This window comes from Flavobacterium sp. 316 (assembly GCF_000967805.1).
Lineage (GTDB): Bacteria > Bacteroidota > Bacteroidia > Flavobacteriales > Flavobacteriaceae > Flavobacterium > Flavobacterium sediminilitoris.
On the sequence record NZ_JYGZ01000006.1, the window covers coordinates 38,058 to 51,700 of the forward strand.

Consider the following 13,643-nt stretch of genomic DNA (forward strand, 5'->3'; position numbering starts at 1 on the left):
TATAAAAAATACATCTAGCGTAAAATAATTGCGCACTTCATTTTGAACATTTGTTGAAAATAAAAACAAATGAAAAACCTCTATAACAAAGGACCTTATCGTAGCTACGAATATGGAAAGCATTTACCTCCGTATTTAAAGAAACTTGGTAATAGAAAATGGCGTGCTACTGAAGAAGCCGTGATAGAGGAGGCGGTTGCTTTAGAACAAAACGATACAAATGCCATTAGAAATCCTGTAATCAAAAAGAAACTTAAGAAAAATATTAAAGTAAAAATAAAATTTAAAGAGCATAATGACAAAATTTCTTCAGTTTATGCCAGCTATATATCTTATAAACAATTAGAAGATGCTATAAAAAGAAATAATGTTATTGAAGTCTTATTTAAAACAAACAAGAAAACTCCATCAGGGAGATATTACCAATATGAAAAATTACATAGACATCGGAATCAACCTAACGAATAGGCAATTCCAGAATGATACAGACACTATCATTCAAAATGCATTAGACAATGAAGTATCACAAATGATACTTACAGGAACAAGTGTACAGGGTAGTAAAACCGCAGCTACAATAGCAAAAGAATACCCTTCTACCCTATTTTCAACCGCAGGCATTCATCCGCATGATGCTAAAAGTTTTAATAACCAAAGCATTTCAGAGCTTCGAAAATTAGTACAATTACCACACGTAATTGCTGTTGGAGAATGCGGACTCGATTTTGACCGAGATTTTTCACCACGAGACCAACAAGAAAAGTGTTATCGAGCGCAATTAGCATTAGCAGTCGAAGTACAAAAACCGCTTTTTTTACATGAAAGAGCTGCTTTTACACGTTTCATGGCTGTAACTAAAGACTATTTACCGCAATTGCCAAAAGCAGTTGTGCATTGCTTTACAGGAACTTTACAAGAAGCCAAAACCTATCTAGATAACGGATTTTATTTAGGGTTCACAGGAGCTATTAGCGATACCAAACGATTTGCTCATTTAGAAGAAGTAGTAAAGTATGTTCCATTAGACAAAATAATGATTGAGACCGATGCTCCATTTATGTTGCCTAAAAATGTACCCAAAACAAGTCTTACCAAGTATCACGAACGTAGAAATGAGCCTGCTTTTCTACCTTATGTCGCACAAACTGTTGCTCGTTTTAAAGGGATTTCTTTGGAAGAAGTAGCTTTGGCAACTACAAAAAACGCAAAAGGATTTTTTGGTATCTAATTCCCAAGGATATAAAAAATGAACTAATAATTACTTAAAGTACAAACCGCTTATAAATACAAAATCCTCAACGAAATAGAACGTTAAGGATTTTAATTCATTTTTTGAGCTTATGAATCTAATAAACAATAACGATCCATTTCAGCATAACAATTCCCTGAATTACTAATATATTGTGTTCCATCTGGACATACACAACTTACTGGAACATTAATACCACCACCAATAACTTTTTTTTGTTCTTCTTTAGGAAGTCCTCCAACACCGTTTAATTTTAAAATGTCTTTTAACATGATTAATAATTTTAAATGATTATTTGTTTGTTTTGCTCAATTTATTAAAAAGACACTTGAGCTTACTGCCTTTTATTTATAAAATATTTTTAATACTTCTTATTTTATATAAACAACTAATTTAGAAAGTTAGAACCATAAAAACAAATTAAAAGCAGCTTATTTTTAAGTGATAAAATATAAAATTATTAACATAAAACCTTATTTTACAATATCCTCATTAAAATTATACTGAAATAACAAACGAGTTCCTTTTGTTCCTTTAATAATTTCAAATTTACCATCAATTTTTTCCATTCTCAATTCCATATTGGTTAAGCCATTTCCTTTTTTAACTGCCTCAGACAAGCCAATACCATCATCAATTACCTCAATCTTAAAATCAACTGATGTTTGTTTAAATTGAATGTTTATGTTTTTTGCCTGACTGTGTTTGTAGGCATTATGAACCGCCTCTTTAACTACTAAGAAAAGATTTCTTCTAGCTTTTACAGGCAAATTGGTTTCGCTCTCTATTATATTGGAATCCAATTGTAATGTTATTCCTGTTTTATCTAAAAAACGCTCGACATACAAACTAGTATAGTCTATAAAGTTACCAACAGTATCATTCTGAGAGTTCAAACTCCAAAGAATTTCTCGCATAGCCAAATTCATATCTTCAGAAGTAGTAATAATGGCTTCTAAATCTTCAATATAACTTTCCTCTTTAATTTTATATTTTAAGAATTCAGCTTGTAATTTTATAGCCGAAATTCCAGCACCTAAATCATCATGCATATCTTGTGAGATACGCTCTCTCTCTACTTGTATCGTTTTTTGACGCTCTAATTCCTTTTGTAGTAATTGATTTTGGAACTCACTCTCCTTAATTTTATTTTCTTGTTGCTGAATCAGTTGCTTTTTATTATAAACAAAAACCACCATAATGATAAACCCAACAAAAAGTAGCATTACAATGATAGCAATGATATAGGTAAGCTTTATTTCGTGTGGTAGTTCGTTCATTTATTTATATTTTTTGCAATTATTTCATATTTTACTAGTGCGATATAAAATAGCGAATACATAATTATATTAACCACTGAGCTAATTTTTCTAAGAATCCCTAAAAAAAATAAATCCTCTTTTTCAAATAAATACATTGGTGTAAACCTAAAAATAATATACGTACTCCATAAAAGCAAAGCTGTTGCAATCCAAAAGTTAGGATCATTAGTAATTTTTCCTTCAACTGGAAGCTTTAATTTTTGGTAAAACCATAAAATAGCATTAAAAATATAGAATAGAGCTACTAAAATACCTAACAAACTTAAAAATTGACTACTTAAATATTCAATATAAATAAAGATATAAACCAATAAAAAACAAGATATTAGAATCATTATATTTTTAAATAATACAATGAAAGCTTTTGAAAAATATAAGCTAAAAAAGACAATACAAAAAATAGCATATAAATTAAAATAAATAGCATAATCTTGCTGATGTAAATACGTTTTTACTAATCCATAAACTTCTAGTACTAACGTTATAATCAAATAAAAAGCTAAATAGTTTTGGATACGAAAATAATATTTCATACCCAAAACTACTGCTTTACTCGCTGTTAAAAACAAACAAAAAATATATAAAAGCTGTAATGTTTGCATTTATTTAAGGATAAACGGTTCCAAAATCGAAGGCTTTGCCTTGTTGCAAATCATTATTTTTTGCACGAACAACACAACTCAATTTATTTTGATATTTTTTTTCGTTATATTTTTCTTCGAAAATTATCATTTGAAAAAATAGCTTTGAATAATCATTTTCATATTCTAATAAAAGATGTCTAATGATAAACAAGTAAATGTCTTTAAGTTTATAACTAATTACTTCAGTGTTTTTCATCTCTTGATCATTAATTTTAGTTTTTAAATTAATGTCTTTAAGTAAATTATTTTGAAATTTTTCACATCCTTTCTTAAAATATGATATTTCTCCATTATTATCTTTTTCAAGTTTTTCTAATTCTTCATTGTCAGCAATTTTAAAAAAAATATCTTCTTTTCCTATTCCCATATTTTCTAATGAAGATATAGAAAAACAAATAGAAAAATTTTTATTATCATCTTCAATGAAATAGATTTTAAAGTAATCTGTAATTTTTTTTATTTCAACATTTAAATTCTTATATGAATCAATAATTTCCTTAATAAAGCTTTTTGCATTAATTGAAAAATTATATTTCATATTTTCAATTATTAAATTTTTCAATCTTTTATGTCTTGAATTAACTATCTCATCAGGCATGATATCAAGAAAATCAATTTTTAATATTTCAAAAAGTGCTTTATTAATACTTTTCTCTTGTAATACTTGCTTACCCATAATTTCTAGTTTTTGTTGTTAAACTTATTAATTGCTTCAATTTTATTACTTACTTGTAACTTTCTATAGATGTTGCCAATGTGTTTTTTGATAGTGTCAATGGTGACATACTTTTTATCGGCAATTTCTTTGTAGAGCAGTCCTTGTGCTAGCAATTCTAGGACTTCTTTTTCGGTTACGGTAAGTAACGTTAAACTTTGTACTTGTACTTTCGATTCTTGAAAATGATATAAAACACGTTTCGCAATAGCAAAACTCATGGGTGCACCTCCTTTATGCGCTTCTTGTATGGCTTGTATAATTTTATCCATCGGTTCTCCTTTTACGAGATAACCACTAGCACCTGCACGCAAAGCTGAAAATATTTTCTCATCATTTTCAAAACTCGTACACATTACAAAAGTAGTGTTAGGCATTGTTTCTGTCAATTGAAATACAATATCTATACCTGAAAGATCTTGTAATTGAATATCCATTAAAACCACGTCTGGTTCTAAATCTTCTAATTCTTGCAAAGCCGTTTTACCATTATAAAATTGAGCTACACATTCCATATCTTTTTGAAAATCGATGATCTTCTTCAAAGCTTGGTTATAGTTTTTATCATCTTCTACTACGGCAATTCTAATTTTCATGTTTTTTCATTTTCATTACAAAGTTGAGCAATAAATAAACTACTCACAATTACCCTTTTGGGTGATATTGAGGAAATTAGTAATAAATGTACAAATCTTAAAAGAAATAAACTATTTAAAAAAGAATTGGAATGTAACGAATATCACCCGAAAGGGTAATTGATTGGTATAGTGATATGTAGATACCTTTGAAACAATAACTAACACATATAAAATCATGAAAACAAAAACACTTAGAAATAAAATAGTATTTCTTTTAGTCAGCTCTTTTTTATTAACAAGTTGTAGCATATTTAGAAAATATAAAACAATAACAACCAAACCTAATCATATTTTTTCAAATAAGATAATGGGACAAGACACGAGTTTATTTTCATTTGATTTAAAAATAGATTATAAAACTATTGAAGCGAAAATAAATGAACAATTTTCGCAGCCCATAACCGATAATGAAACAGGAGAATTTAAAAAACAATATAAGGCGAAAACAAAAAATCCACTTTATAACCCAACAGAATGGTTAAAAACAAAAGACCCTTTATACCATCCTAATAAATGGATTAAAATTAAAATTTTAGGAAAAACGATTAAAACAAAAGATCCCTTATATCATCCTAATGAATGGATTAAAACCAAAAATCCTCTTTATGATCCAAACGAATGGATCTATGCAGATGTAGTAGATATTACTGTTGGGTACAAATACGAATATTCTATTGAAAAAAGAGAAACAATTAGATTTGAAAATATAGGAAATGATATACTTCGTATTATAATTCCATTAGATATTACGGGTTCTGTAGGATTTACAGGTGAAGGAGCACAACTATTTTCTTTAGATAAAAAGAATGTAAAAGCAAAAATTGATTTCTATGTCGATACAAAGATATCTTTCAATCCAAATTGGTGCCCTTTAGTGGAATCAAAAATAAGTCATAAATGGATATCTGACCCTAAAATTGAAATTGTTGGAGGAATATGGTTGAATTTAAAATTACCAGCAAATAATGTTTTAAAGAACAAAGAAAAAGAAATTGAAAAGGAAATAGCTACCAAAATAGAATGTGAAAGATTAATTACTGAAATTAAAAAATGGGTAAAACCATCTTCTTTACAACTGACCAATCTTTCAGACCATTTATACTTGAATGTTAATCCTCAAAAATTTTATCTCTCTGATTTAATGATTGACGAATCAAACTTGAATATAAAATTTGCAACAAAATTACTAACTGGAATTAGTACAAAAAAACTATATAATGATGAGCCTTATGAGCTTTCTAATTTAGAAAAATATGCTTTTGAAAAAAACTTAATAGCACTCACAGTTCCTATTTCTATACAGTATAAAACACTCCAAAATATCTTAAATCTCCAACTTAAAAAAGAAGGTCTAAACTTTTCTAATGATAAAGCAAAAATAGAAGTGGAAGAATTTGAAATATACCCTAGCGGAGAAAATATAACAATAGGCGTTAAACTTACTGCAAAAATTAAAGGGAATATTTTGTCTACTAAAGGGAAAGTATACTTATCGGCAAAACCAGTTATAGATAACAAACAATTTGAATTAGAAAATATTTCATTTAGTACTGTATTAGACAATGAATTGTATCCAATTTTGGGAACAATCTTTAAAAATAAACTAACCCGTTTCATTTCTTCAAAAACTAAAAGAGATCTTAAAGATGATTTTACAAAAGCCGAAAATATTGTAGAAAATAAACTTAAAGAACAATTACACAAAGTAAATAATATGGATATAAAAACAGAAAAAATCATTTTTGATATTCCATATATAGCTATTCAAGAACACGATTTTGTTATTCCAGTACGATTAGCTACTGGTGTCGAAATTAAAGTTAAAAATATATGGTAGTTCTATAAAATAATTTAAAAATATAAAATCATGAAAACAACTAAAGGTAAAGAAAAGTATACTATTCTTAAATTAGACTACGATAATCAAAAAGACATATGGCTAAAAAGTACTTATACACTACGAAGGTTAATAGGTATATTAGGTATTCTATTGCCTTTATTACTACCTCTACTACTTTATTTAACGGATGATTTAGAAGAATTACTCCCTTCAATAAGTCATTATTATTATACAAAATCGGGTCCTCTATTTATTGCCATAATGTCTTTACTAGCTATTTTCTTTATTGTGTATAAAGGAAATGTTTTCATCGATTTTATAATCTCTTCAATTACAGGAATCTCTGCATTACTTGTTGTTTTATTACCCACAGATAGCTTACTACAAGGTTGTTTAAATATTTCAAAAAAACATATAATTACTATTTTAGAAAAAGACCCTACTAGAGAAGTCACTCATTACATATCCGCAGGAATTTTCTTATTGTCGTTAGCCTATATGTCAATTTTTCGATTTACAAAAACAAGTGAGGGTTATGAAGATTCAAAAAAACAAATTGATTTCAGACATAAAATATATAGAATTCTTGGAGTCATAATGATTTTTTCAATAATCCTAATCTTTTTAGGAAGCGACTATTTTAATAAAATTGTTCCTAATTCATTTCATGACTTTCACAAAACCCATCATCTTACTTTTTGGCTAGAAACTATTGCTGTAGAATGCTTTGGTATTTCATGGCTCATAAAAGGAGGAGAATTCAAATTAAAAAAATAACAATTAAAATTTTAATATTATGAAAACAAAATTTATTTTATTGTTTATCCTTGGAATATGTTTGCAAAGTATAGGACAAGAAAAGGCTAAAGCTAAAGACTTAAGCAGATTAACTATTGGGATAGGTATAGGCGGAAATCACCTATTTAAAAGCGTTTACGATTATTCGTTAACCACTGATTCTAATTATAATTTAAAAATTACCGAACTAAATAAAAATAGTATTGTTGTTTCACCAGTGTTAGCATTCCGTCTTGGTAAGGTAAAAATGAGTGATGTTGAGACTAAAGCAAAATTTTTTAATGATACTGAAAATAAAGATGAAAATCTTCCTTTAGGTGACTATAGACGTTTTTCTATTTTATTATCTACTGATTTAGTTAATATTCAATCTGACAAAGTTTCTTATAACAAAAGAATTGATGGAGGAATTGGTGTGGGATATTCTTTTTCTCCAAATTTAATGATTGGTGTTTTTTATGAGATAAAGAGTTATAGACAATTGAGAGAATATGTAGTGGAACAATATGAAAATCAAGCAATACCCAATGGAAATGAATTTTTTAATGCGCTTGATGAAACGAATAACAATCTTTTTTACAACAAACAGATAGAAGGTTTATCAATAAAACTCATTTTTAACTTCAATACATTATAAAGAGCTATATCAAACTTTACTTTTATGTATTGTTATTTTAAAATCTAAATTAACACAGATTATTATGAAAAAACTTAAAAAATATTTACTTCATACATTTTTCATATTCATTTTTTTAGTATGTTTTTTATACAAAGGATATGGCCAACAAGCTATGGGAAGAATATACGATCAAATGCGAGCACAAAGTTTTTTGCTTTATGACAATGGTTTAATTATACAGGATGGAAATCCTATGAATAGAGGTTTTGTTCAAAGAGATCCTTCAGGTTTTATGTATCTCATGGTACCAGCTGCAAATCCAATGATAAATGCTTATTTTATTGCTTGGGATAGAAGATTTATAGAAATTGACCGCTATAGAGGAGCAAATGTTATAGGGTATTATGATGGATTTATACCTAATAATCCCTTCGCAAATGTGTATCAAAAACCAAACTATAAGCAAAATTATGGTATTGAAACTTCGCAAGGTAATTTTATTCAAATTCCAGATGAAGTTGTTAATAAAGATAGACCATATGGAGATATCATGATTACTAACGAAATGAAAGCTCAAGAGTGTTATAAAAATGCATATTCTACATCCACAGGTTTAGATAGAGAAAAATTTACAATGTGTATGATACAAAATATGGCTGGTAAGAAAGAACTTGATATTTTAAATTGCATCCGTAATTCTAAAACACCTGAAGAACGTGCGCTTTGCTTATTTGAAAAGCTAGGAGGGCAAAAAGAGAAAGAAATTGCACAAAAAATTTATGATTGTTATGCGGCATATGGAAATGATTGGAGTCGTTATCCTTTGTGTATGTCTATTGGTATAAGTGATCCGGAAATCTCTAAAATACTTGCTTGTATGGAACAGCAAAGCAAATCAGGAGATGTTACCTTTATGGGAACAGCTTTATGTTATGGATTACAAAATTTTGATTTGAATGCAGAAACTCAAATTATTATAGAATGTGCATTAGCTTCAGGAGGTGAACCTTACACTTTTGCAGGATGTGCAGGGGGACAACTTTTAACTAGAGAGTTAGATAAATGTTTTACATATGGAATAGGTGGTGAAAGAGGTTGTTTTGGAAAAAATAACGATATTATTAAAGGATTGAAAGCTATTGGGGATGCTCTAAATATAAAATTTGGTCCTAACAATGATATTACTAAACTTTGGAATAATACAGTGAATGATATTACTACTGGACCTGGGTATAATCATGAAGCTGTTAAAACAATTAGAAACATTAGTAATGAAATTGGTAGAACATCAGATAACCTAGGTAAAACAATAGAAAAAGCTTTACCAAAAATTAAAATTAAATGGTAACTTCGTTATAAACTTAAAACAAAACACTCCTACGTAAAATAATTACGCAGGAGTGGTTTTATTTTGTACCGTAATCTAATAGGCAAAGTATTGCTTTGAAAATGAGGAACAAACTTCATTTCCAAAACAATAAATATATAAAAAATGAATATCAAAATTCAAAAACTATTAGAGGGAGAAACTATTGTTTCTCGAGAAGCCGGTAACAGTATGTTACCTATTTTAAAGTCCAAGCAAGCTGTTCGATTAGCACCTACGAGTTGGGAAGAATGTAATGTTGGTGATATAGTGTATTGTAAAGTAAGAGGTAACGTCTATACGCATTTAGTAAAAGCGAAAAACGAAAGAAGAGGCTTACAAATAGGCAACAATCACGGACATATAAACGGTTGGACCAAGCAAGTATATGGAAAAGTAATTGAGATTCTCAAGGACTAATCCTTATACTTTTACTTTTTTTAATTATGTTCTAATTATAATTCCATCTTTCAGTTCATCATCATTAGGCTTTTCAAACCAAGTTTCCATGAAATCAAAATCAGCTTGCGAAACATCAAATTCATAACTAACTCCTTTTTCATTATTACGTTGTTTTACTCTTTCCCATCGGATTTCTTTTGAAATATCTAGAAAATGAAACCTTATTTCATATCCGTTTAAAATTGCAAATTTTTTAAATTTATCTCTATGTACTTTTTTCGATAACCCTAAATCAAGAATACTATGGGCATTGGCATTTTCTAATTGGATGATTAGATCCATTATTAAAGTTTCTGCACGATTGATTCTTTCTAAAAACCACTCTAACCCATCTTCTTCTTTCTTATCTGATAAAAATAACGTATTATTCCATTTATCTATTGAAAATATAATCCCTTTATTTTCTTGTTTTAATTTATTTGCATAAGTAGTTTTTCCAGAACCTGTATTTCCTACTATAAGATGTATCATATATTTATTATATTTTATCGAGTTGGTGTTTTGTACGTTTATTTTCGATATTACCTGTATTTAAAGTTGTTGCTGGTTCAAAAAGCATTACAGAAACTTCTTCATCTGCAACAGGTTTATGTTCTACTCCTTTTGGGATAATTAAAAATTCATTTTCATTTATTATTACTGTTTTATCTCTAAATTCCATTTTTAAAACACCTTTAATAACGAAAAATAATTCGTCTTCATTATCGTGTTTATGCCAGACAAATTCTCCTTTTAGTTTTACTAATTTAACATATTGTCCGTTTAGTTCTCCTACTATTTTTGGACTCCAGTGTTCTGAAAAAAGTTCTAACTTCTGATTAATATTTTGTACTTCCATTATAGTTGGCTTCTATTTTCTGGTTTAAATTTTTAATCGTTTCTTTTAGCATTACGGGAACAATTATTTTATGAAAGGGTTTTACTGGAAAGAAGTATAATTTTCCAAACCAATTATTAAAAACAACTGTCGTTGTAATTGTGATTTGCTTTTGCGTTATGTCTCCTTTATTTTTTTCTATGAATAAAGATACTCGGAAGTTAAGGTGTTTATCATTTTCTCCTAAAACAATTTCTTGATTACTTGTTTCAAAAATTTTAAAAATACCTATTTGTTCATCAGGCTCTCCTTTTAAATTAGCAACTATTTCTTTCTTGTTTTGAATTTTATTTGTGATTTTTAATCCAAAAACACGTACTAACTTATTTCTAAAAGTAAATAACGTTTCAATCCATTTAGGGCTTGTGTTAAAAAATGCTTTTAAAACATCAATTGGTAATATTATATCTTCTTTGTCTATTATAGAACCTTGAAAACTATCAATATAATGATATGATTGTTTGTTTACATTTAACAAAGATTCTTTGGGAAGTTGTGACTTTACAGTATCCATTTTCATTAAATATTGAAACTATAAAGTTACTCTTTTTTTAAGAATAATCCTTCATCTGTATTGATTTTTACAAGTACTAAAATCTACTATACATAAAATATGTACTAATCCAATAACCGTTTACTTTTAGTGAATTTCGAAGTAATTTTTCTAAGAAACTATCTCCAAAGGCCCAACCAGTAGCTCTTCTATTAGTTACAATTCCACTTGAATAAATGGTGTAATCTACCACTTTTGTTAAAGAAGATTTTTTATAATAATTATTCCATTTTTGATATTTAAATTCTAATAGGTTTTGAAAATATTTTTCTTTTATATCTTCAATATTCAAATAGAGTAAATCATTCTTGTCTGGTCTACTTTTATTGATATAAAATAAAAGATGTTTAGATGGTGCTATATTATTAGCAAATGTTTTCAATAAATCGTCTTCTTTACTGTCTAAAGCTTTGATTAATTCTTCTTTTAATATATCAAAAGTAGCATAGCCTTCATGAATATCCATTTTACCTTGTAATCCTGTAAAAATTCCTTTTTTATTCATCACTTTCATGTCTCCCTTATAGAACGTTAAGGTTTCATCTTCTTCAAAGTTTGCAATATCATCAAATGGTCCTGCATTTAGAATTGTACCTTTTTCATCTATTAATGAGTATTTTCCATCTTTTTTAGCTTTAAATAGATTATCATAGCTCAATTTAGCAATATGTTCATACTGAAAAGGTAGTATTACTTTATTATGATTATCAATTAAACCATATTTTCCTTTTTTTTGAGCGGGAAATATTTTATACTCTTCGTTATAATTTTGAAAGGTTAAATCTAAATTATCATAAGAATTTGGTATTAAAACAGTATTCTTATTATCTATAATGCCATATTTTCCTTTCTTTAAGGTTAAAAATAATGTTTTTCCATCCATAATACATTCTTGTATTATATCATCATATTCAAAAGGAATTTCTAATTTTCCAGTATGTTCATTAAAAAGACCTACTCTATTTTTAATGTTTTTTAATCGTAAATAAGCATTATCATGAATTGATGGTGGTGTTTTTAATAAATTAGTATCCAGTAAATAAGAATGTTCTATTATTTCATCTGGAAAAATTATTTTTAATTTTTCATCTACTAATGTGTATTTTCCGTTTCTTACAGCTAGAATTGTTTTACTTTTTTGTATATCTGTATCTGTAATAAAATCATAGACTGCTGGCAATATTTCTTTTCCATATGAATTATATAATCCGAATTTACGCTCTGGCTCTGGAGTAACTACAAATAGTAAATCTGATTTATCAAATATATGCTCGTATTGTACTGGAATTAAGACTTCATTTTTTTTATTAATAAGTCCATATTTTCCATCTTGTTTAACAGAGAAAACATCTTTTAAATTACTCAACGAAAAGTCTTCTATATCATCATAAATTATTGGTATTATTTCTTCTCCTTTTCTAGAGAACCATCCCTTTTTATTATTATTCATTACTTTAAATCCTGAATTAAATCCTTGTATTTGAATGTCATCATAAGCAATAGGAATAACAGTATCTAAAGCATAAGTAAACATCCCTACTTTATTATTTTCCTTTAATTCAATGTACTGAGTTCCATCTAAATAAATGTTTTGATATTTAGGCTCTATTATCTTTTTTGAATTTACTAAGTAAGCTCCTTTTAACTTTCCTTTTTCTACTTGTACAATTTGTCTAATATTATCGTAAGACGCTTTGTCTAATTCAACAGGAAAAATAACTTTTTCTTGAAAATTGACTCCGAATTTTTTATCTTTTTCAACGATATAGATATTTAGGTATTTCTTTTGTGAAACAAACTTATTTTTATTAATCAAATGAGTGTAACTACTGCCAATGGGCTTTCCATCAATAGAAATAGCATCATATTCAAAATCTAATGTTTGCTTTCCGTTAATAAAAAGACCATACTTTCCTTCATGACTAAAAAACATAGCATTAGTAAACAGAAAAATAGCGTTGCTTGTGTATTTTGTTTTTTTATCAAATAAGTAAATATCTAATGTGTTTTCTTTTTCATTTTTAACTAAAGATACATTACTAACTGGATTTGAATAAACTATTTTAGGATATTTTATAGGCAAAATACTATTTCCTTTATCATCAAAAGAACCATATTTTCCTTTATCACAAACTATAATAGCATCAGTATTATAATCTACATAAACTGAATCTAAGGTAATAGGAATTAGTATTTCTCCATTTCTATTGGCAACACCTCTTTTTTTATCTTTTCTTAGTACTAAAACAGATTGTCTAAAATCAATTTCATCATAAATAGGTTTTATAATAACCGTATCATTTCTTTTATAACCTACTTTATTTTCTTTATCTCTAAAAATAGAATATCGATTTCCTGATTCTCTTGGAGCTTTAACTCCTATTTCGTCTGCCACTTCCATTGTAGGTCTATGAGGGACTTGTGCATATAAATTAAAAGCTATAAAGAAGAAGAACACGATACTTTTTTTCATAATTTATTTGTTTTTGCTCACCAAATATAATTGAATTATGGATATAAAAAAACTGCTTCCTTTTGAGAAGCAGTTTTTTATAGTCAT

Annotated in this window: 16 protein-coding genes; 7 read left to right on the plus strand and 9 right to left on the minus strand. The window is 27.6% G+C overall.

What is annotated here, in order from left to right:
- Window positions 1-69: 69 nt before the first annotated feature.
- Entirely contained in the window at window positions 70-468 is a 399-nt protein-coding gene (locus tag SY27_RS13600) for a hypothetical protein (protein ID WP_045971276.1), read from the plus strand.
- Window positions 428-1,228, plus strand: a complete 801-nt coding sequence (locus tag SY27_RS13605) for a TatD family hydrolase (protein WP_045971278.1) — start codon at window positions 428-430, stop codon at window positions 1,226-1,228. Before SY27_RS13600 ends, SY27_RS13605 begins: the two co-directional genes overlap by 41 nt.
- Window positions 1,229-1,338: 110 nt before the next feature.
- On the opposite strand, the gene SY27_RS13610 is transcribed toward SY27_RS13605, so the two are convergent.
- From SY27_RS13610 to SY27_RS13630, 5 genes are all read right to left on the minus strand, one after another.
- Window positions 1,339-1,521, minus strand: a complete 183-nt coding sequence (locus tag SY27_RS13610) for a hypothetical protein (protein WP_045971280.1) — start codon at window positions 1,519-1,521, stop codon at window positions 1,339-1,341.
- A gap of 201 nt (window positions 1,522-1,722) precedes the next feature.
- Entirely contained in the window at window positions 1,723-2,529 is an 807-nt protein-coding gene (locus SY27_RS13615) for a sensor histidine kinase (RefSeq protein WP_045971282.1), read from the minus strand.
- The gene (locus tag SY27_RS13620) at window positions 2,526-3,173 is read right to left on the minus strand and encodes a hypothetical protein (protein WP_045971284.1); all 648 of its coding nucleotides are present in this window, start codon (window positions 3,171-3,173) and stop codon (window positions 2,526-2,528) included. Before SY27_RS13620 ends, SY27_RS13615 begins: the two co-directional genes overlap by 4 nt.
- Window positions 3,174-3,177: 4 nt before the next feature.
- A complete protein-coding gene (locus tag SY27_RS13625) occupies window positions 3,178-3,891 on the minus strand; it encodes a hypothetical protein (protein ID WP_045971286.1) in 714 nt (237 codons plus the stop codon).
- A gap of 5 nt (window positions 3,892-3,896) precedes the next feature.
- Window positions 3,897-4,526, minus strand: a complete 630-nt coding sequence (locus tag SY27_RS13630; RefSeq protein WP_045971288.1) for a response regulator transcription factor — start codon at window positions 4,524-4,526, stop codon at window positions 3,897-3,899.
- Window positions 4,527-4,743: 217 nt separating this feature from the next.
- Between SY27_RS13630 and SY27_RS13635 the strand changes: the two genes are divergently transcribed.
- The 5 genes from SY27_RS13635 (at window position 4,744) to SY27_RS13655 (ending at window position 9,611) form a co-directional block, all read left to right on the plus strand.
- Window positions 4,744-6,405: a DUF4403 family protein gene (locus SY27_RS13635; protein WP_045971290.1), complete on the plus strand. Its 1,662-nt coding sequence runs from the start codon at window positions 4,744-4,746 to the stop codon at window positions 6,403-6,405.
- A gap of 30 nt (window positions 6,406-6,435) precedes the next feature.
- Complete coding sequence (locus SY27_RS13640) at window positions 6,436-7,185, plus strand: hypothetical protein (protein WP_045971292.1); 750 nt, start codon at window positions 6,436-6,438, stop codon at window positions 7,183-7,185.
- Between the two features lie 19 nt (window positions 7,186-7,204).
- A complete protein-coding gene (locus SY27_RS13645; RefSeq protein ID WP_045971294.1) occupies window positions 7,205-7,843 on the plus strand; it encodes a hypothetical protein in 639 nt (212 codons plus the stop codon).
- 64 nt (window positions 7,844-7,907) lie between these two features.
- Entirely contained in the window at window positions 7,908-9,173 is a 1,266-nt protein-coding gene (locus SY27_RS13650; RefSeq protein ID WP_045971296.1) for a hypothetical protein, read from the plus strand.
- A 210-nt stretch (window positions 9,174-9,383) separates the two neighbouring features.
- Entirely contained in the window at window positions 9,384-9,611 is a 228-nt protein-coding gene (locus SY27_RS13655; RefSeq protein WP_235270987.1) for a hypothetical protein, read from the plus strand.
- 24 nt (window positions 9,612-9,635) lie between these two features.
- Here the strand turns inward: SY27_RS13655 and SY27_RS13660 are convergent, their stop codons facing one another.
- The 4 genes from SY27_RS13660 to SY27_RS13675 all read right to left on the minus strand — a co-directional run bounded on the left by SY27_RS13660 (window position 9,636) and on the right by SY27_RS13675 (window position 13,556).
- The gene (locus SY27_RS13660) at window positions 9,636-10,124 is read right to left on the minus strand and encodes an ATP-binding protein (protein WP_045971300.1); all 489 of its coding nucleotides are present in this window, start codon (window positions 10,122-10,124) and stop codon (window positions 9,636-9,638) included.
- A 7-nt stretch (window positions 10,125-10,131) separates the two neighbouring features.
- Complete coding sequence (locus SY27_RS13665) at window positions 10,132-10,491, minus strand: cupin domain-containing protein (protein ID WP_045971302.1); 360 nt, start codon at window positions 10,489-10,491, stop codon at window positions 10,132-10,134.
- Entirely contained in the window at window positions 10,472-11,044 is a 573-nt protein-coding gene (locus SY27_RS13670; RefSeq protein ID WP_052705337.1) for a DUF2867 domain-containing protein, read from the minus strand. The genes SY27_RS13665 and SY27_RS13670 overlap by 20 nt, the downstream gene beginning before the upstream one ends.
- Before the next feature lie 76 nt (window positions 11,045-11,120).
- Window positions 11,121-13,556, minus strand: coding sequence for a WG repeat-containing protein (locus tag SY27_RS13675; protein WP_082084362.1), 2,436 nt, complete (start codon window positions 13,554-13,556; stop codon window positions 11,121-11,123).
- Window positions 13,557-13,643 lie beyond the last annotated feature (87 nt).